Raw genomic sequence first — 19,234 nt, 5'->3', positions numbered from 1 at the left:
ATGCGTGTCATGGCACAAGTGGCGATGGTGATGAACCTCGACAAGTGCATCGGCTGCCACACCTGTTCCGTCACCTGCAAACAGGCGTGGACGAACCGGCGCGGCACCGAGTACGTGTGGTTCAACAACGTCGAGACCCTCCCCGGCCAGGGCTACCCGCGCCGCTGGCAGGACCAGGACCGCTGGAAGGGCGGCTGGGAGCGCACCCGCTCCGGCCGTCTCCGCCTGCGGGCCGGCGGCCGGGCGAAGCGGCTCGGTTCGATCTTCGCCAACCCCGATCTGCCGACGGTCGACGACTACTACGAGCCGTGGACCTACGAGTACAAGAACCTCACCGAGGCCCCCGCGGGCGACGACATGCCGGTCGCGCGCCCGTACTCGCAGACCACCGGTGAGCCGATCGACACGATCCAGTGGGGCCCGAACTGGGACGACAACCTCGGCGGCGCCCCCGAGCACGGCTCCAAGGACCCGATCGTCGAGCGCATCAGGGAGGAGGTCGGCGAGCGCATCCGCTTCGAGTTCGAGCAGAGCTTCATGTTCTATCTGCCGCGGGTCTGCGAGCACTGCCTCAACCCGGCCTGCGTGTCGGCCTGCCCCTCGGGCGCCATGTACAAGCGTGCCGAGGACGGCATCGTGCTCGTGGACCAGGACGACTGCCGCGGCTGGCGGATGTGCGTCAGCTCCTGCCCGTACAAGAAGGTCTACTTCAACCACGCCACCGGCAAGGCGGAGAAGTGCACGTTCTGCTTCCCGCGCGTCGAGATCGGCATGCCGACCATCTGCTCCGAGACATGCGTGGGCCGCATGCGCTACCTCGGTGTGATGCTCTACGACGCCGACAAGGTGACCCGGGCGGCGGCCGTCGAGGATGAACACGACCTGTACCCGGCCCAGTTGGAGTGCTTCCTCGATCCGCGCGACCCGGCGGTCATCGAGGCGGCGCGGGCGAGCGGCATCAGCGACGACTGGATGGACGCGGCACGTCGGTCCCCGGTCTACGACCTGATCCGCACCTACCAGGTGGCCCTCCCGCTGCGCCCCGAATACCGCACCATGCCGATGGTCTGGTACGTCCCGCCGCTCTCCCCGGTGGTCGAAGCGGTGGCCGCCAGCGGCCACGACGGCGAGGACGCCGGCAATCTCTTCGGCGCCATCGACAGCATGCGCATCCCCGTCGAGTACCTGGCCGAACTGCTCACCGCGGGCGACACCTATCCCGTGGACGCCGTACTGCGGCGGATGGCCGCGATGCGCGCCCACATGCGCAGCCGCAACCTCGGCGAGGAGCCCGACCCGGCGGTCGCCGCGTCCGTACGGCTGACCGGGCAGGAGCTCGAGGACATGTTCCGGCTGCTCGCCATCGCCAAGTACGAGGACCGGTACGTGATCCCGAGCGCGGCCCGCGCCGACGCGGACGCACTGGCCGATTCCCATCCGCTGGATCCGCCGGACGCCGAGTGCCCGGTCGGTTCGGTGCCGAACGAGCCCGTGCTGCTCAATCTGCCGACCCTCCGGAGGTCCGCATGACACCGGATGCCACCCTGTGCCTCGCGGCAGCTCGTCTGCTGGTCTACCCCGACGAAGGCATGTATCAACAGCTGCCTCTAGTAAGGGAGTTGTCGGAGGCGCTCGACGGTGGGCCGGACGGCCACCTCGCGGCCTTCCTTGCCTACGTCGACGAGGAGCGCCCTCTCGATCTGGCGGCGCACCACACCGCAGTGTTCGACACACGCAACCGCCGCTGCCCGTACCTGACCTGGTGGACCGACGGCGACACCCGCAACCGCGGCCTCTCGCTCGTCCGCGTGAAGCAGGTCTACCGCGAACACGGCCTGGCGTTCGGCAGCGAGGAACTGCCCGACTACCTGCCCGTCATGCTGGAGTTCGCGGCCCTCGAGCCCGCGGCGGGCACCGAACTGCTCCAGGAGCACCGCGCCGGACTCGAACTCCTTCGGCTCGCACTCACCGAGCACGGTACCCCCTACGCGCACCTCCTCCAGGCCGTCTGCGCCACCCTTCCCGGCCCCTCACCCGCCACCCGTGAGGAGGCCAAGGCGCTGGCCCGCCAGGGCCCGCCGCGCGAGAGCGTCGGCCTCGAACCTCTCGGCCCCGGCATCGAACTGCCCTGGCCGACCCTGCCCGAAAGGACCCCGGCGTGATGGACCTGCTGCTGTGGGGCGTCCTGCCCTATGTCGTCCTCGTCCTGCTCGTCTCGGGCCTGGTGTGGCGGTCCCGCCACGACCGCTTCGGCCTGACGACCCACTCCTCGCAGCTCCACGAATCACGGCTGCTGCGCATCGGCTCCCCGCTGTTCCACTTCGGCATGGCGTTCGTGGTGATCGGCCATGTGGTGGGCCTGCTGATCCCGCAGAGCTGGACGGACGCCGTCGGGGTGAACGACCACCTGTACCACCTGGTCGCCGTCTCGACCGGCGCCCTCGCGGGCATCGCCGCCGTGACCGGCATCGGCATCCTCGTGTACCGCCGCTTCACCGTGCCCGGCGTGCGCCGGGCGACCCTGCGCAGCGACCACCTCATGTACACGGTGCTGATCGGCGCGATGCTCCTGGGCCTCGTCGCGACGCTCCTCAATTCCGCCGGAATGAGCGGGGATTACAACTACCGCGAAGGCATCTCGGTCTGGTTCCGGTCGCTGTTCACGCTCCAGCCCGACTACGCACTGATGTCGGGGACCCCCCTGGCCTTCAAGCTGCACATCCTCTTCGGCTTCGCGCTCCTCACCCTCATCCCGTACTCGCGACTGGTCCACATGTTCAGCGCGCCGGTGCGCTACCTCTTCCGCCCGTTCGTCGTCTACCGGCGGCGGGATCCGCGGCAGCAGCCCGCGCAGCGTGCACCCAGGCGCGGCTGGGAGCGCGTGAAGTGAAGGCGAACCCGAGCGTGCGCAGCCCGCGCCATGCCGTCGCGGAGCGGCCGTTCATCGTGATCTGGGAATCCACCAGAGCCTGCCCGCTCGCCTGCCTGCACTGCCGTGCCACCGCACAACCCGACCGTGACCCCGGTGAACTGAGCGGATCCGAGGCGCGGGACCTGATGCGTCAGACGGCGGAGTTCGGGCGGCCGTCACCGCTGTTCGTGATCACCGGCGGCGACCCCTTCCAGCGCCGTGACCTCAACGACCTCGTCGCGTACGGCACGTCACTGGGTCTGCGCATCGCCGTATCACCGTCGGGGACACCCACGCTGAACCGCACCAACCTGACGGCGGTACACGATGCCGGCGCGGTGGCCCTGTCGCTGTCCCTGGACGGATCGACGGCGGAGCGGCACGACGCCTTTCGTGGGGTCGACGGTGTCTTCGAGTGGACCATCGACGGCTGGCGCACGGCACGCGACCTCGGCCTCAAGGTGCAGATCAACACGACCCTCACCCGGAACAGCCTGCCCGACCTCGCCGACATCGCCGCGCTGGTGCGCCGCGAGGGGGCCACGCTCTGGTCCGGTTTCCTCCTGGTGCCCACCGGGCGGGGGACGCAGCTGGACGGCCTGACGCCCCAGGAGGTCGAGGACGCGATGCACTTCCTCTACGACTGCGGCGCGGTGATCGCCACCAAGACCACGGAGGGGCACCACTTCCGGCGCGTGGCGGTGCAGCGCGCGATCCACGCCGAACGCGGCACCCGCCCAGCGTTCGGCCCGCTGCATGGTGAACTCATGCGACGAGCAGCCGAGTTGGGGCTGTTCGATGGTCAGCTACGCACCCGACGCCGCCCGCCCATGGACGTGTCGTCGGCGCGCGGTTTCGTCTTCGTCTCGCACACCGGAGAGGTGCACCCGAGCGGCTTCCTGCCCGTCTCCGCGGGCAACGTCAGGCACAGATCGCTGCCGGACATCTACCGCACCTCCGACCTGTTCGTCTCGCTGCGGGATCCGGCCCGGCTTCGCGGGAAGTGCGCGCACTGCGAGTTCAGCCAGGTGTGCGGCGGCTCGCGGTCCCGCGCCCACGCGCTCACTGGCGACATGTTCGCCGAGGACCCGTACTGCGCGTACCGTCCGGGCACCTTCCCTCACCAGGCCGAGCTGCGGGCAGTCCTCGCACCGGCCTCCTCCCGAAGTGGATCGTCATGCGATCGGTAATCGTCATCGGCGCGGGCATCAGTGGCCTCACCGCCGCGTGGGCCCTGCGCGACACGGCCCGTGTCACCGTGCTCGACAGCGCACCCCGGGTGGGCGGCAAGATCCGTACCGGTCGTGTCGCCGGTGTCCCGGTGGACCTGGGCGCGGAGTCCATGGTGACGATGGGGCCCGACGCCGTCCGCCTCGCGGAGGCCGTCGGCCTGGGCGACGCGCTGTGCGAGCCCGCCGCCGCACCCATCACGATATGGACGCACGACGCCCTGCGTCCCATGCCGCCGGGGCACCTGATGGGCATCCCCTCGCGCCCCGAACTCATGGCCAGATCCGGCCTGTTGTCGGACGAGGGCCTGAACCGTCTGCACCTCGGCGAGGATCTCGAGCCGCTCCCGCCGACCACGGACGTGACCGTCGGCGGCTACCTTGAGCCGCTGATCGGCAGGGAGGCGGTGGACCGCCTCGTGGCCCCGGTGCTCGGCGGCATCTATGGAGGCGACGCCTACCGCCTCTCGCTCGCCTCGGCACTGCCCTTCCTGACCGGAATCACCGAGTCCGGCGAACCCCTCATGACTGCCCTGCGGCGCCGCGAGTCGGCCCGCGCGGGCGCGCCGCGAACCTCGCCGGTACGCGGTGTTCGCGGCGGCATGGGACGCCTCGCGCAGGCGGTCGCGGAGTCGTCCGGAGCGACCGTGCTGACCGGCACGACGGCCCGCGCCGTGTGCCAGGAGGCGGAGACGCGGGCGCAGGCGGATGCGAAGGCGAACGGTGCTTGGCGCGTCCACGCCGACACCGACGACGGGCCGCTCGCTCTGGACGCGGACGCCGTGATCCTCGCCGTACCCTCCGACGTCGCCGCACGGCTTCTGGGCCCGCACGCGCCGCACGCCGCCAAGGCCCTCGCGGAGGTCGAGCACGCGAGCTCCGCGGTGGTCACCCTCGCGTTCCCCGCGGACGGCGCGACGCGGGAGGCCTTCGCCGGCCGCAACGGATTTCTCGTGCCGCCCGTCGACGGACGCGCCGTCAAGGGCGCCACCTTCCTGTCCGCGAAATGGCCCTGGTACGCGCAGGACGCCCCCGGCGTCTTCATCGTCCGGGCCTCGCTGGGGCGGGCGGGGGCCGATTCACCGCTCGGTGTCCCGGACAGGACGCTGGCGGACGCCGCCCTGTCGGACCTGACGGCGGCACTGGGCCCCTTGGATGAGCCAGTGGCGAGCCGCGTCACCCGCTGGGAGCGCGGCCTGCCGCAATACCACGTCGGCCATGGCGCACGCATGGACCTGGTCAGGGACGAACTCGCCTCTCTGCCGGGACTCGACGTGTGCGGTGCGACGTACCGGGGCGTCGGAGTCGCGTCCTGCATCAGCAGTGGGCTCGCCGTGGCGCGCCGCATGGCCCCCGAGACCGAGCCGTTCACACGACAGGAACCCGCCGATGAGCAATAGGAAGAGCTACAAGAAGAGCGACGAGCCGAGCAACATGAAGCAGGCGCGCTTTCGTAGGCGCGCCCTCATCGGCGGCTGCGCCGCCATCGCCGTGGCGTTCGCGGCCGGTGTCGGCATCGCCACCGGAACCGGCACCAGCTCGGCGGAGGAGGCGGACCGCCCGCTGAAGGTTCCCGCGAACTCCTCAGGAACTGACGGCACGTTGATCGCCTACGGCGACAGCAAGGCCGGGACCACCGTCAAGGTGTACGAGGACCCGCGCTGCCCGTACTGCGGCGAATTCGAGCGGAAGCTCGGCCCGACCCTCAAGGACATGGTGGACTCCGGCAAGGTCAGGGTCGAGTTCCACCTGGCCGCCTTCCTCGACAAGAGCCTCGGCGGCCAGGGCTCGAAGACCTCGCTCGCCGCGCTCGGAGCGGCCCTGAACGAGAGCCCGGAGAAGTTCCAATCCTTCCACGATGTGCTCTTCGCCCATCAGCCCGCGAAGGAGACGGACGACGACTTCGGCAGCACCGCGAACCTGCTCGAACTCGCGAACAAGGTACCGGGGTTGCGCACACCGTCCTTCAACAAGGCGGTCAAGGAGAAGACGTACGCGCCATGGGCGGACAAGGTCGCCGACGCCTTCTACGACAGCGACGTCACCGGCACACCGACCGTGAAGGCCGACGGCGAGAAGCTCACCGTCATCGGCGAGGACGGCAAGGCGGTCAGCCCCAAGGACTTCACCCGCCAGGTGGATGCCGCGGTCGCCGGCAAATAGTCATCTAACGTTGGTCCATGCCCAACATGCCGCCACGGGTCGAACTTCGCCCGCTCACCCTCTCCGACCAGGACGAGTTCTGTACGCTCGCGCAGGCCAGCTCCGATCTGCACCGGCCCTGGGTGCAACTGCCCGCGACCGCCGAGGAGTTCCAGGCCTGGATGCGCCGCTTCGACGACGGCACCAACCTGGGTTTTCTCGTCCGCGTCCGGGAGACCGGTGCAGCCGCCGGCATGGTCAACATCAACTCGATCATCCGGGGCCGCTACCAGGGAGCGTCCCTCGGCTATGCGGCTTTCGCCCCGTCCGCGGGGTACGGGTACATGACCGAAGGGCTCGCCGTCACCCTGCGGCACGCCTTCACCGACCTGCGGCTCCACCGGCTGGAGGCCAGCATCCAGCCGGGGAACACAGCGTCCCTGGCCCTGGTCCAACGGCTGGGTTTCCGCTACGAAGGCGTCTCGCCCGCCTACCTCTACATCGACGGGGACTGGCGGGACCACGAACGCTGGTCCATCACCGCGACGGACCCCTGGACAGCCGATCCCTCACTCCCGGAGGTCTGAGTCGCACGGCGCCGCTCATGACGGTTCGACCAGCCCCGCGCGCTCTTGCTCAGTCGGGGAGTTCCACCCGGACCACCGCTGTGGTCCATTCCTCCGGGCTCCTGTCCTCATGTGCGGGCTCGGCCTCCACCGCGGCGTACAGCGCGTCAGGCGAGCCCGCTATGGCCTGCACTCCCGCGATCACGGGGGAGAGTTCCCCGTGGGCCACCCGGTGGACGAGTTTCCCGCCCGACGACTCCTCGATGAGCTTCTTCTGCGGGGCGGATGAAGCGCCGCGCCAGCCGTAGGCGCCGTTCAGGCTCGGTTTGAGGCTGCTTCCCGCATCGGAGAAGTAGAGCTCATCGCGCCCCGGCACGAGCGTCAGGTCGCCGCGTGTGCCGCCGGAGGCGTGGCGTGGGATGGTCGCGTCGGCCGCTCTGCCCACACTCTCGAACGGTCCGTCCGCCTCGGTGATCTTCTTGGGTGCGGCGGCCGAGACGACGGGGCTCAGTGTGCCGTCGCCGTTGATCCGGACGATGCCTTGCCCGGTCCTCCAGTAGAGGCCGTCCTTGCCGGAGGCGAGCCAGCCGGAGTTGAAGCTGTCCGTGACCAGCACGTCCTTGGCCTTGGTGTGGGGCGATGGGTTGATGCCGTTCTTCACTGCCGGGTTGGAGGGTTTGTACGTCTCGCCGTCCTTCGGCGGGCGCCCGGCGACCAGCTCGATCGAGTCCCCGTCGACCTTGTGGACGTAGGAGGCCACGTCATCCCGGTTCACCTGGTCGCCTATGTAGAGGGAACCGTCATCGGCGAGGGCGACGCCCGTGATCTGCCCGGCGCAGAACTTGCCCGCGACTGTGACGCGCGGGTCGGGGCTCTTGCACCTGCCGTTGATGACCTTTGTCGCTTTCCCCGCCGCGCTGACCTTCCAGAGGTCGTCCGCCGCGAGGTAGACGGAGCCGTCCCGGGCCACCGCCGCCTGCTGGGCCGTGACGGTGTCCATGCCGGAGATGGGGATGCGCTTGACGGCTCCGGAGGGCTTCCGTCGCCACGGTCGAGGAACGGCCGGACCGACGGATCCTATGCACTCCCACCGCGCCCCGGCCATGCCGTTGCGGCTGCCTGACAAAGCTGAAGCTCCCTGTACGCCGCCGTGGCGCCCGGGAGCGCCCCGGAAACCCGCGCCCACCCTTGCGCCGGATGCTGTCCGTGTAGTCCGCTGATCCGCATGAGGAACAGGAGCATTGCCGCAATGACCGCCGCCCTTGTCGCGGGGGCCCTTCTGACCGGCGTACCGAATGCCGGTGCGCAAGCCGCCGGGCACGGCGCCGACGACTCGTCGCCGACGAACGGGTCAGCCCACGGCCTCGGGGTCGACCTGGACACCGTGACGATTCCGGAATTACAGGCACGCATGGCGAAGGGTTCGCTGACTCCCACGATGCTGACCAAGGCGTACCTGCGGCGCATCGAGAACGTTGATCCCAAGATTCACTCGGTGCTGCGCACCAGCCCGACGGCTCTGCGCCAGGCGGCCGCCAGTGACGCAAGGCACAGACACGGTAAGACCCTTGGGCCGCTGGACGGCATCCCCGTTCTGCTCAAGGACAACGTGAATACCCGTGACATGCCGACGACTGCCGGGTCGCTCGCGCTCGCCGGGAGCCCGCCCGGCACCGATGCCGCGCTGGTGACCCGGCTCCGGAAGGCGGGGGCGGTGATCCTCGGCAAGACCAACCTGTCCGAATGGGCCAACTTCCGTGGTGCGAAGCCGACATCGGGGTGGTCGGCAGTGGGCGGGCAGACCAACAACCCGTACGTCCTCGACCGGAATCCCTGCGGTTCGTCGGCCGGTTCCGGCGCGGCACTCGCCGCGTCGTTGTCGCAAGTGGCCATCGGCACCGAGACGGACGGGTCCATCGTGTGCCCGGCCGGAATGAACGGCGTCGTCGGCCACAAGCCCAGCCTCGGCCTGGTCAGTCAGTCGGGCGTGGTCCCGATCTCCGCCGAACAGGACACGGCCGGGCCCATGGCACGCAACGTGACCGACACCGCGCTCACCCTCTCGGTGCTGAGCGAACACAAGAGCGCGCGCGGTGAGGGCGGGAGCGCCGACCTCCGCGGCAAGCGGATCGGCCTGTGGCGCCTGCCCTCCCTCGGATCCGACGTGGACGCGGTGATGAGCCGTACGGCGAAGAAGCTGCGCAAGGCCGGAGCCGTGGTCGTCGAGGTGACACCCCCTTACCAGGCACGGCTCGCCGAACTCGAATTCCCGGCGCTGCTCAGCGAGTTCCACCGGGACATCGACGCCTACCTCGGCACGCGCGAAGGCCCCCGCAATCTTGCTGAGCTGATCGAGTTCAACCGCACCCACCCCGAGGAACAGACCTGCTTCGCCGGCCAGGAGCTGTTCGAACAGGCCCTCGCCGCGCCGCCCACCACCGACCCCGAGTACCGGGCGATGCGCACCGAACTGAAGGACCTCTCACGGCGCTCCATCGACGAGACCCTGGCCACCCATCACCTGGACGCCATCGCCGCGCCCACGAACCCGCCCGCCTGGACGACCGACTGTGCCCGCGGCGACAACGACGTCATCCCGTCCTCCACCCCCGCGGCCGTCGCCGGATATCCCTCCCTCTCGGTGCCTGCCGGGTCCGTGCACGAACTGCCCGTGGGCCTGCTTCTGATGGCCGGTGACCGCCAGGACACCAAGCTCCTCTCGCTGGGAGCCGCGGTGGAGCACCGGCTGAAGGCCTGGCGGGCACCGCGCTACCTGCCGACGGTCGGGTCCGGCGCGTCACGGTGAACACGGGAAGGAAACCCTCAGCGGCCTGATCACTGAACCTCAGGACCGCCGATGTGATGCCCGCCACGGGCCGGGTGCTTCGGGTCGCCCCTGCGCGATCATGATCCGATGGAGAGTCGATTCCTTGGCATCGGTGAGCTCGTCGAAGCCCCGACCGTGGCGGTCGTGGTCGACGTCATGCGTGCTTTCACGGTGGCCGCCTGGGGCTTCGCCCGCGGGGCGGAAAAGATCGTCCTTGCCGAGTCGCTGGACGAAGCCCTGTCGCTCAAGGCCCGTCACCCGGACTGGCTGGCACTCAAGGACGGCCCGCCCGCACCCGGGTTCGACGCCGTCAACTCGCCGGGTCTGCTGAGGTCCACCGACCTCGGCGGCCGGACCGTCGTGCAGAAGACCACGGCAGGCACGGTCGGCGCCCTCGCGGTCAAGGAGGCTTCGCTGGTGCTGTGTGCCGGCTTCGTGGTCGCGGAGGCAACGGCAGAGGTCCTGCGGACACGCGAATGCGACAGCGTCACGTTCGTGGTCACCGGCGAGGAGGGGCACGCCGACGAAGACCTGGCGTGCGCCCAGTACATCGCTCGGAGGACCACCGAGGCCGGGACGGACGCAGCCGAGTTCCTCCGCCGCGCCGGGAAGTCACGTGCCGCCGCCGAGCTGGCGGAGGGGGTGCGCCAAGGAGTCCATCCTGATGACGTCGCGCTCTGTCTGGAGCTCGACCGCTTCCCCTTCGCCATGGTGGCGACCTTGGAGGACTCACTCATGGTCCTTCACCCGCATGCCGTGGGCGGAGTGACCACCCCTCCGCGCGGGACGCCCCGAGGACGATGACACGCACGAATGCTCCTGATGGTGAGTGGTGCCGCTGAGAAGAGGCGAGGACGCCATTCAGTACGCCGCCACTGGCCCCCCGTGCGCTCCGGTCACCCCACCAGATCGGGCGAGCGCAGCATCTGCGGCGGGATGCCCCAGGCGTCGACGAGATCGGTGGCGAGCGGCCGGATCTTGCGGCACAGGTCGTTCACCTCCCGGCGAATCGCCTTGGAACGCTGCGTCGTCAGCCGGCCGTGTTCCATGAACCAGGCACGGTCCGCCTCGATCGTGGAAAGGGCGAAGAGGTCGCACAGCAGCCCCAGCGCGACCTTGTTGTCGCCGTCGGGCAGCCGGCGCATCGTGTCGACGAACGCCTCGAGCACCAGCCGCTCGACATGTGCGTGGGCCACCGCGATGACGTGGTCCTGCACCTGTGAGAAGACGACACCGGGGTGGGTCTTCTGGTCCATCCCGCGCTTGAGCCGCCGCGCCACACCGGCGAGCATGTGCTCCTCGCGGAAGCGGAGCATGGCGAGCTGGTACTCCGAATCGAACAGGCCCGCTTCCTGATCCCACTCGTCACCGCCGGGCAGCAAGTCCCGTACCCGCTCCAGGAGTTTGTGGGCCGAGGTCTTCTCGATGACTGTCTCGACGGCGAGGTTCGTCACGTACCGGACCATGCCGAGCTGGTCCAGGTTCTCGAACTCGCTCGCGTAGTGAGTCAGCAAGCCCTTCGCCACCAGCTGCAGCAGCACGTGGTTGTCGCCCTCGAACGTGGCGAAGACGTCGCTGTCGGCCTTCAGGGCGGCGAACCGGTTGACGGCAAGATAGCCGGCGCCCCCGCACGCCTCACGGCACTCCTGAATCGTGCGGGTGGCGTGCCAGGTACCGAGCGCCTTGGTGCCCGCGGCCCGCGCCTCCAGCTCACGTCGTGCGAGCTCGTCGTCATTGATCCCCGAGAAGACCTCGTGCAACTGCGTGCGCACGACGTCCTGGGCGAAGTGCAGTGCGTAGGTGCGCGCGATGAGCGGGAGCAGCCTGCGCTGATGCATGCCGTAGTCGAGGAGTACCTGCTCCTCGGTGTCCGAGGCCGCCTGGAACTGGCGTCGGCGCACGGCGTACTTGGTGGCGATCGCCAGGGCGACCTTGCTGGCGTTGATGGCGCCGCCGCCCACGCTGACCCGCCCCTGTACCAGCGTGCCGAGCATGGTGAAGAAGCGACGGTCGGGGTTGTCGATCGGGCTCTGGTAGACGCCTTCGGGCGTGACGTCGGCGAACTGGTTGAGCAGCGCCTCACGCGGCACGCGTACGCCGTCGAACCAGATGCGGCCGTTGTCCACGCCGTTCAGGCCCATCTTGCGGCCGTCGTCCTCGATCCGGACGCCGGGGGCCACCTCGCCGTTCGCGCGGATCGGTACGACGAACGCGTGGACGCCCTGGTGCTCTCCGGCCACCTCCAGCTGGGCGAAGACGACCGCCAGCTCCGCGTGCCGGGCGGCGTTGCCGATGTAGTCCTTGCGCGCCTGGTCTCCGCCGGTGGTGATGACGAACTCCTGGCTCTCGGCGTCGTACCGGGCCACGGTGCCGAGCGCCTGGACATTGGAGCCGTGGCCGGTCTCGGTCATCGCGAAGCAGCCCATCAGCTCCCCGGTGATCAGACGCGGCAGGTAGGCCTCGTGGTGGCGTTCCGTGCCCAGGTGCAGGATCGCGCCACCGAAGAGCCCGAACTGCACGCCGACCTTCACCAGCACCGAGAGATCGCCGAAGGCGAGCGTCTCGAACGCGGCGATCGACGCCCCGATGTCGCCGCCCCCGCCGTACTCCTTCGGAAAGCCCATGCCGGTCTGGCCCGTTGCCGCCATCTCGACGACGAGCTCACGCACGCGCTCGCGGAACGCGTCGAAGCCGAGCTGCTCCGCGTCGTCCAGGACGCCCGCGTACGTCGTCAGGTTGGCGCGGACCAGGTTGCGGACCTCGGCGTACTCGCCGTCGAGCAACTCGGCAAGAGCCGGTACGTCGACGTCGGGCTGCACGTATCCGCTCGGGGGAGTGGCGCTGTCGGTGACCATGTCGCCCTGCTACCCGCCCCGGGGATGATCAAATCGGTCGCTTGGTCCATCCAGTGGCCCCGCCCGACGCTCAGGACGGGGCCCCGTAGCGGGCGGCGATCATGGCGCCGCGGTTGCGTAGGGCGGTACGCAACGACTGCGGGGTCAGGGCTTCCGCATCCGTGCTGAGCTGCCACAGCGCCCATTCCGCATGCCGTGCATCCTGGAAGGTCACCTCCAGCCGCAGCCAGCCGTCCGCGTCGGGTTCTTCCGCGCGAACGGCCAGCGCCGTGTCCAGCAGCTCCTCCCGACGTACCGGGTTCACCCGGACCAGCACAGTGAGGTGCTCGCTGCCGGACAGGAACCGCGCCGAGCGCTCCCGCCAGATCCGGTCCAGATCGACCTCGTTCGGTCGCTGTGCCGGTTCGGGGAGCTCCTCGGCGGCCAGCACCCGCGACAGCCGGTAGGTGCGGTCCGCGCCGGATCTCGTGGCAAGCAGATAGGCCCGGTCTCGTACGGTGACCAGGCCGACCGGATCCACCGTGCGCCACTGGGGTGCCTGGCCCGTGGCCGCGTAGTGGATGCGCAGCTTGTGTCCGGCGAGGACCGCGCGCCGGACCTCGATCATGGTGGTGTCGGCCACCTGCTCGGTGACCAGGCGGCGTGAGAGCAGGTCGGTCTCCGGGTCGATGAGCATGCGCTGGGCCGCGTCGCTCGCGGTGACGCGGTGGCTTTCGGGCAGCGCGTCGACCACCTTCCGTATGGCCGAGGCGAGCGCCGAGCCGAGGCCGAACGCCTGCTCGCCGCGCCCCGGTCCGGCGGTCAGCACGGCAAGGGCCTCGTCGTGGTTCAGGCCGGTGAGTTCGGTCCGGAAACCGGGCAGCAACGCGAAACCGCCGTGCCGACCGCGTTCGGCATGGACCGGGACTCCCGCCGTGGACAGTGCCTCGATGTCGCGCAGCACGGTGCGGGTGGACACCTCCAGCTCGCGGGCCAGCGTGTCCGCGGTCAGCCGACCGCGCTGACGCAGCAGCAGCACAAGCGAGACCAGCCGGTCGGCACGCATGCGGAGAGGTTATCCAAATACATGACCAAGGGTGTCGTGATTTGTTGGGAGGCTCGTTTCCATGACGTCGAGGCCGGCGGCCACCGCGCCGACGGACGTCCGTACGCCCTGCTTCCCGATCCCGATGAACCGACTGAAATGGATGTGGCAATGGAACGAACGGCAGTCAACCCGGTGACGTGGTCGCAGGAGCTGGGATTCAACCAGGGCGAGGTGGTCTCCGGGCACACACGGACCCTGTACTGCTCCGGGCAGACGGCGATGAACAGCGACGGCAAGCCTCAGCATGAGGGCGACATGGCGGCACAACTGGCGCTGACCATCGACAACTTGGAGGCCGTGCTCGGCGAGGCCGGCATGTCTCTCGCGAACCTCGTCCGGCTCAACGTCTACAGCACCGACGTCGATGACCTCTTCCAGCACTACGGCGTGCTGGCGGCGCGTTTGGGCGCCGCGAGAGTGGCACCGACCACCACGATGCTCGGGGTGACACGGCTGGCGATCCCCGGGCAGATGGTCGAGCTGGAGGGGACCGCCGTCGCATGACGCCAGGTCGACTGGCGTATGAACTGAGTTGCGGGGCGAACGCATCCTGAGCCCCTGATGATCGTTCAGCTAGGCATGGAGAACACCAAACGCGCCGTCGTTGCCCTGACCCTTGCCGCCGCAGCCCTTGCCGTGGCCGGACCCGCCGAGGCGGACGACGTCCCCGGCGACAGCGGACGGATCAACCTCCCGCACAGCCCCGGCGAGGTCGTCCACGGAGTACGAACGGGTCTTGACGCGGCGGCCATGACCTGGGAGCTGGCGCAGGCCCGTTGAGAGGTGAGCGCGAGAGAGTCCCGGCCCTGAGGCCGGGGCTCTTCGTCTGTTCACAGATGGCTGTCGGTACAGATGTCTACCGCTCACAGGTGACTGTCGGCCGAACGCCCGTCCGGGTCGTCGGCCAGCGCGAGTGTCGCCGTGATGCGCTTGCCCATCGGCTCCCGGTGCACGTGGAAGTTCCGGCACACGGCCATCACGACTTCCAGGCCGTGCTGTCCGATGCGGCTCGGATCCGGTGCCGAGACCGCGGGAAGGACGATGTTGCCGTCCCGTACGGTGACTTCGACGTTGTCACCCTGCACCTCGAGGCTGAGCAGACATGGCCCGGGGGCATATTTGCGGGCGTTGGTCACCAGCTCGCTGACCACCAGTTCCACCAGGCTCATGGCCCGGCTGGACACGGGAAGCCCGTGAGCGGATCGCACGCCCGCCAGGAAGGCCCGGACCAGATGCCGCGCGGGCGCGATACCCTCGTCGCCCTCGAACAGCTGGGAAACCGACACAGACCCCGCCGGTATCGACGGCTGTCCGTCATCGCCCGCTGTCTGACCCATACAGTCCGCCTTGCTCCCCGATCAGCCCGGCCTCACGCGGACCGACTACCCCCGTAACCGCGCTTAACCCCGGCTCGGCGTCCAACTGCCCGCGGAATGAACGCAACCGGCCCTCATCGAGGTTCTGCCACCCGGCGCAGGGCGGCGAGAAGTTCCCGATTGCTCGCGCCTTTGAGTACGTACTCCGAAACGCCGGCGTTCCTCATCTGCTCCATGGAGCCCTTGTCGTCATACGCGGAGAACGCCACGATTCGGCTGGCCGGTGAACACCGTGCGATGCCCTTGGCGACGGAGTGACCGCCCCCGGGGAAGCGGACGTCCAGGATGACGAGGTCCGGCTGATGGCGATACGCGAGTTCGAGCGCCCGCTCGCTGTCGCGCGCGGTGCCGACGACCTCCAGGTCGGGCTGTGCCTGTACGACCTCGCTCAGGGTCTCCAGGAGCATCGCGTTGTCATCACACAGGATCACGCTGAAGAGTGAACGCGGGCAACCGTCCTCGGCAGCCGCGCTCACGGCGCCTCACCGTTCGATGTCGGTGCCGACGCAGGGGCCGAGGCCGGGGCCGGGAGTGGGTTCGGCACCCAGAACTCGACTGTCGTCCCCTCCCCAGGGCGGCTGTGCATGGACCACCACCCGCCCGCCGTCTCGGCTCGCTCCCGCATCTCGATGACTCCGAAATGATCGCGGGTGCCGTCCCGGGACAACGGCACGCCGGTTCCGTCGTCCACGACCCGCGTCACGATGCCCCCGTCAGCGGACGAGACGCGGACGTCGACTCTGCTCGCGCGCGCGTGCTTGTGCACGTTCAGCAATGCTTCTTGGACGATGCGGAAGATGGTGATGGCCGTCTCGGGCGAGGGCGCCCGGTCCAGCTGGTGCTCGAACGAGTAATCCATCCCCCACGAGGAGCCCACGACGTCGTCCAAGTGGCTGGAAAGACCGTCGACCAGGCCGTGCCTGTCGATCCCGGGTGGATGCAGCCGGAAGGTCAGACTGCGCAGGCGGCCGATCGCCTCGCGCACCGATGCGTCGAGACGCTGCAGTTCGGCGGCGTACGACTCCGGAACCCGGTCGGCCAGCAACTCCAGCCGCATCCCGACGGCGACCATGGCCTGGATGGAGTCGTCGTGGACATCCCACGCGATGCGGCGTCGTTCCGTCTCCTGTGCCTGGACCAGGTGATCGAACAGCCGCCGTCGCTCGCTGAGAGCATGCTGCGCTGCCCGCCGTTCGGACATGTCACGGGTGACCTTGCCGAATCCCCGCAGTACGCCGTCGTCGTCCCACAGGGCGGTGATGACCACGTTCGCCCAGAACCGGGACCCGTCCTTGCGGACCCGCCAGCCCTCGTCCTCCAGTCTGCCGTCGGCCACGGCGGTCTCCAGCTCCCACTGCGGCTTGCCGGACGACTGGTCCTCGGGCGGGTAGAAGACCGAGAAGTGCTGTCCGACGATGTCCTCGGCCCGGTATCCCTTGATCCGCTCGGCCCCCGCGTTCCAGCTGATGATGTGGCCCTGTGGGTCGAGCATGAAAATGCCGTAGTCCAGCACGCCCTGGACCAGCAGCGTGAAAGCCGCTTCCGACATCGGAGCCGCCTGCTTCCGCGCCCGCTTCTGCTGTCGCGGCTCCCGTGTCACGTGAGCAGCCCTTCACGTCGCGCGATCGTCACGGCTTCCAGCTGGGAACGCGCGCCCAGCTTTTCCAGCACCCGCTGGACGTGGTTGCGCCCCGTGTTGAGAGCGACCCCCAGCTGATCGCTGATCTCCGTGGTGGTGCGCCCCTGCCCCAGCAGCTGAAGTGCCTCCCGCTCCCGCGGGGTCAGGTTCGCGCCCGGACTCGGCACCCTGCCGGTCAGCCGGCCCAGCACGTCGCCCAACAGGTCCTGGCTGAACACCATTTCACCCGCCGCCACCCGGCGTACGGCGTCCTCCAGCTCGCTGAGTCCGCGGGCCTTCAGGATCAGGCCGGCCCCGCCCGCCTCGGCTACGCGCGCGGCCACCGATCCGCTCGCTTCGCCCGCCAGGACCAGTACGCGCACGTCCGGCATGATCACCAGCAGATCGGGGATGGCGGTGACCCCGTCACCGTCCGGCAGACGCCGGTCCATCAGCACGACATCCGGCTCGCATCGTCTCGCGTCGGTCAGCGCCGAGGCCACCGACGTCGCGTGGCCGACGATCCGCAGGTCGGGTGAACGCTCCAGGGCGAGGCATATCGCCTCGGCCACCATGTCGTGATCCTCCACCAGCAGGACTCTGATCGGACGGCTGTGCGGGGGAGGTGAAGGCATCAGTGCATCCTTGCAGGGTGGGGGATTGCACGATCATGCCAGAAGGTCCCGGAGCGGCGACTGATCGATGGCCCCCGCCGCATCGTGCCCGGTTGCGACCGTGTCCGAGGGGGAGTGGGCCACCTTCGCCTTCGCCGGTGTGTTCCCCTCGGTGAAGATGTCGTCGGCCCCGATGAGGAAGAGCAGCCGCGCCACCTGCGTTCCGGCCCCTTCGACGTAAAGATCCACGCCTGCCTCAAGAGCGGAGATCCGTACGGTGAGCAGGGCGTTCAGGCCGGCGCAGTCGCAGAACGAGATGCCGGTCAGATCGAGGCAGAGACTCGTTGGCTGCTTCGCCAGACACTCCGCGACCGCCTCCCGGACGAAGGGTGCGGTGTCCAGGTCGAGTTCGCCGACGAGAGTCACTCGGGCGATGCCGGATCGAACGACGGCCTGCGACGTGAACGGGTAAAAGGTCACAGCGTCCCGCACCTCTCCGTGCTCACGTGCGGCGCGCATCCGCGCGGCACGGTCCCAAAAGCCCTTCCTGCGGAGGGGTCCCCCGGTTGTCAGCTGCAGCATCACTACCCCATGGCCGCGTAGTGTGAGGGCATCAGTTCCGCTCTAGTGAATCTGCACTAGACGAGGAAGTCAACACGCTCATACGAGGGTTGACGGCGGGGATTCACCGGGGCAGGGCGCCGGTCAGCAGTTCCACGAGATCGTCGGTGGCGTCGGCGGCCCCGAGGGCGGCGAACGCGCCGATGGCGAGAACTACGGCGGCGACGGCACGCAAGTCCGGCGGCGGTGTGGTCCGCAGCGCGGCGATACGCGCGGTCACGGCGCGGTCGGTGAAGTTCAGGCGGCGGGCCGGACGCGAGCTGTGGGCCGTGAGGGCCGCCCGGGCGAGGGCGCGGGCAGTGGTGTCCCGGTCGCCGACGGTGTGCGCGGCGTGTTCGTCCGCCCAGCGTTCGATGAGGAAGGTGACCGTCGTGTGCACCGGCGTCAGGAGCGGGTTGGCCGCGGCGGCCAAGGCCGCGCCCGCCGAGACGCGTGCGTGGCGATGGGTGAGGTGGGCGCGTTCGTGGGCCAGCAGGACGCGGCGCTCGGCGGGTTCGAGCGCGCTCAGCATCGAGGAGCTGGCGAGGATGCGGCCCGGAGAGCCGGGGGAGCCGGGGATGGCGAAGGCCTGCGGAACTGGGGAGTCGATGACGATGAGCTCGCTGCCCGATGGATGGTTCGCAGTCAGCTTGCGCAGGGCGCGCCGCATGGCGTGCTGGGCGCGCAGCACCCGGTGGAGGCGGTACGCGACCAATGCAAGGGCCAGCAAAGCGGCGCAGGCCACGGCCTGGGGAACCGGGTCGGCAAGGTGCTGTCCGTCCTCGCGGGCCTGCGCCTCCACGGGCGGGGCCTCGGTGATGAGAGTTGCCGAGAGCAGGAGCAGCGCCCAGGTGGTGGAGGCCGCGGAGAGGACGGCGGCGAGGGTGAGGGCGCGGGTGGCGGGGGCGGGCGCCAGGCGTCGACCGATGGCTGGGCTGATCGCGGCGAGCAGCACGGACAGGACGAGGGGGATGTACACGTCGAGTCTCATGGGTGGCCCCCGTCGAGGAAGTCCCGCAGGGCACGCTCCTCGTCCGGGCTGAGTCCGCTGACGAACTGCTGGAGCGCGGCGATGGGGTCCGGGCCGCGGTCCAGGGCCTGGTGCATGGCCTCCGCGGTGCTCTCGGCGGCGTTCTTCGCCGGGCGGTAGGAGCCTCGGCGGCCGTGGGCGTCGCGGATGACCAGGCCCTTGTCGTAGAGGCGCCGGAGAATGGTGTGCACCGTGTTGTAGGCGAGGCCGCCGCCCAGTTCGGCCTGGACCTCGCCCGGTGTCAGGGCCTCTTCGGTGGCCCACAGGGTGGCCAGGACTTCGCTCTCCAGCTGGCCCGCGCCGCGCCGTTCGGGACCCGCGCCGCGCCGTTCGGGACCGGTGGCGCTGTGTCGTCCGGGTATGCCGTGGGGGTCCTTGC

General features: G+C 69.5%; 21 protein-coding genes. 11 read left to right on the top strand and 10 right to left on the bottom strand.

Going from position 1 to position 19,234, the window contains the following annotated elements:
• The 7 genes from narH to AB0E78_RS39280 are packed head-to-tail and all read left to right on the top strand — an operon-like array spanning position 1 to position 6,869.
• Positions 1-1,530 carry a nitrate reductase subunit beta gene (gene narH / locus AB0E78_RS39310; RefSeq protein WP_361843712.1) on the top strand — a complete coding sequence of 510 codons (1,530 nt, stop codon included), beginning with the start codon at positions 1-3 and terminating at the stop codon, positions 1,528-1,530.
• A complete protein-coding gene (narJ, locus tag AB0E78_RS39305) occupies positions 1,527-2,162 on the top strand; it encodes a nitrate reductase molybdenum cofactor assembly chaperone (protein ID WP_361843710.1) in 636 nt (211 codons plus the stop codon). Before narH ends, narJ begins: the two co-directional genes overlap by 4 nt.
• On the top strand, positions 2,162-2,890 hold the full coding sequence (gene narI, locus AB0E78_RS39300; protein ID WP_361843825.1) for a respiratory nitrate reductase subunit gamma: 729 nt from the start codon (positions 2,162-2,164) through the stop codon (positions 2,888-2,890). The genes narJ and narI overlap by 1 nt, the downstream gene beginning before the upstream one ends.
• Before the next feature lie 14 nt (positions 2,891-2,904).
• Positions 2,905-4,101 (top strand): TIGR04053 family radical SAM/SPASM domain-containing protein, encoded by a 1,197-nt coding sequence (locus tag AB0E78_RS39295; protein ID WP_361843707.1) that lies wholly within the window; start codon positions 2,905-2,907, stop codon positions 4,099-4,101.
• Positions 4,089-5,540 carry a protoporphyrinogen oxidase gene (gene hemG, locus AB0E78_RS39290; protein ID WP_361843705.1) on the top strand — a complete coding sequence of 484 codons (1,452 nt, stop codon included), beginning with the start codon at positions 4,089-4,091 and terminating at the stop codon, positions 5,538-5,540. Before AB0E78_RS39295 ends, hemG begins: the two co-directional genes overlap by 13 nt.
• The gene (locus AB0E78_RS39285) at positions 5,530-6,303 is read left to right on the top strand and encodes a thioredoxin domain-containing protein (protein ID WP_361843703.1); all 774 of its coding nucleotides are present in this window, start codon (positions 5,530-5,532) and stop codon (positions 6,301-6,303) included. The genes hemG and AB0E78_RS39285 overlap by 11 nt, the downstream gene beginning before the upstream one ends.
• Positions 6,304-6,320: 17 nt before the next feature.
• Entirely contained in the window at positions 6,321-6,869 is a 549-nt protein-coding gene (locus AB0E78_RS39280; RefSeq protein ID WP_361843700.1) for a GNAT family N-acetyltransferase, read from the top strand.
• Between the two features lie 49 nt (positions 6,870-6,918).
• Here the strand turns inward: AB0E78_RS39280 and AB0E78_RS39275 are convergent, their stop codons facing one another.
• Positions 6,919-7,848, bottom strand: a complete 930-nt coding sequence (locus AB0E78_RS39275; RefSeq protein ID WP_361843697.1) for a hypothetical protein — start codon at positions 7,846-7,848, stop codon at positions 6,919-6,921.
• A 225-nt stretch (positions 7,849-8,073) separates the two neighbouring features.
• On the opposite strand from AB0E78_RS39275, the gene AB0E78_RS39270 reads away from it, so the two are divergent.
• Both AB0E78_RS39270 and AB0E78_RS39265 read left to right on the top strand, forming a co-directional pair.
• Positions 8,074-9,654, top strand: a complete 1,581-nt coding sequence (locus tag AB0E78_RS39270) for an amidase family protein (RefSeq protein WP_361843694.1) — start codon at positions 8,074-8,076, stop codon at positions 9,652-9,654.
• A gap of 108 nt (positions 9,655-9,762) precedes the next feature.
• The gene (locus AB0E78_RS39265) at positions 9,763-10,479 is read left to right on the top strand and encodes a 2-phosphosulfolactate phosphatase (protein ID WP_361843691.1); all 717 of its coding nucleotides are present in this window, start codon (positions 9,763-9,765) and stop codon (positions 10,477-10,479) included.
• Positions 10,480-10,571: 92 nt separating this feature from the next.
• Here AB0E78_RS39265 and AB0E78_RS39260 read toward each other — a convergent pair whose 3' ends face one another.
• Positions 10,572-12,530: an acyl-CoA dehydrogenase family protein gene (locus tag AB0E78_RS39260; protein WP_361843688.1), complete on the bottom strand. Its 1,959-nt coding sequence runs from the start codon at positions 12,528-12,530 to the stop codon at positions 10,572-10,574.
• A 70-nt stretch (positions 12,531-12,600) separates the two neighbouring features.
• A complete protein-coding gene (locus AB0E78_RS39255; protein WP_361843686.1) occupies positions 12,601-13,575 on the bottom strand; it encodes a WYL domain-containing protein in 975 nt (324 codons plus the stop codon).
• 150 nt (positions 13,576-13,725) lie between these two features.
• On the opposite strand from AB0E78_RS39255, the gene AB0E78_RS39250 reads away from it, so the two are divergent.
• Complete coding sequence (locus tag AB0E78_RS39250) at positions 13,726-14,121, top strand: RidA family protein (RefSeq protein WP_361843822.1); 396 nt, start codon at positions 13,726-13,728, stop codon at positions 14,119-14,121.
• Positions 14,122-14,178: 57 nt separating this feature from the next.
• The gene (locus AB0E78_RS39245) at positions 14,179-14,397 is read left to right on the top strand and encodes a hypothetical protein (RefSeq protein ID WP_361843683.1); all 219 of its coding nucleotides are present in this window, start codon (positions 14,179-14,181) and stop codon (positions 14,395-14,397) included.
• Between the two features lie 83 nt (positions 14,398-14,480).
• Here AB0E78_RS39245 and AB0E78_RS39240 read toward each other — a convergent pair whose 3' ends face one another.
• From AB0E78_RS39240 to AB0E78_RS39210, 7 genes are all read right to left on the bottom strand, one after another.
• On the bottom strand, positions 14,481-14,954 hold the full coding sequence (locus AB0E78_RS39240) for an ATP-binding protein (RefSeq protein WP_361843682.1): 474 nt from the start codon (positions 14,952-14,954) through the stop codon (positions 14,481-14,483).
• Between the two features lie 113 nt (positions 14,955-15,067).
• Entirely contained in the window at positions 15,068-15,424 is a 357-nt protein-coding gene (locus AB0E78_RS39235) for a response regulator transcription factor (protein WP_361843679.1), read from the bottom strand.
• Positions 15,425-15,465: 41 nt separating this feature from the next.
• The gene (locus AB0E78_RS39230; RefSeq protein ID WP_361843677.1) at positions 15,466-16,542 is read right to left on the bottom strand and encodes a PAS domain S-box protein; all 1,077 of its coding nucleotides are present in this window, start codon (positions 16,540-16,542) and stop codon (positions 15,466-15,468) included.
• 47 nt (positions 16,543-16,589) lie between these two features.
• Complete coding sequence (locus AB0E78_RS39225; protein ID WP_361843674.1) at positions 16,590-17,246, bottom strand: response regulator transcription factor; 657 nt, start codon at positions 17,244-17,246, stop codon at positions 16,590-16,592.
• A 33-nt stretch (positions 17,247-17,279) separates the two neighbouring features.
• Positions 17,280-17,705 (bottom strand): STAS domain-containing protein, encoded by a 426-nt coding sequence (locus AB0E78_RS39220; protein ID WP_361843672.1) that lies wholly within the window; start codon positions 17,703-17,705, stop codon positions 17,280-17,282.
• 205 nt (positions 17,706-17,910) lie between these two features.
• Complete coding sequence (locus tag AB0E78_RS39215; protein WP_361843669.1) at positions 17,911-18,816, bottom strand: M48 family metalloprotease; 906 nt, start codon at positions 18,814-18,816, stop codon at positions 17,911-17,913.
• Complete coding sequence (locus AB0E78_RS39210; protein ID WP_361843820.1) at positions 18,813-19,145, bottom strand: BlaI/MecI/CopY family transcriptional regulator; 333 nt, start codon at positions 19,143-19,145, stop codon at positions 18,813-18,815. The genes AB0E78_RS39215 and AB0E78_RS39210 overlap by 4 nt, the downstream gene beginning before the upstream one ends.
• Positions 19,146-19,234: the final 89 nt, after the last annotated feature.

This window comes from Streptomyces sp. NPDC032198, from assembly GCF_040636975.1.
GTDB lineage: Bacteria > Actinomycetota > Actinomycetes > Streptomycetales > Streptomycetaceae > Streptomyces.
The sequence above is the reverse complement of the archived record's forward strand: the minus strand, read 5'-3'. Positions and strand labels throughout refer to the sequence as shown.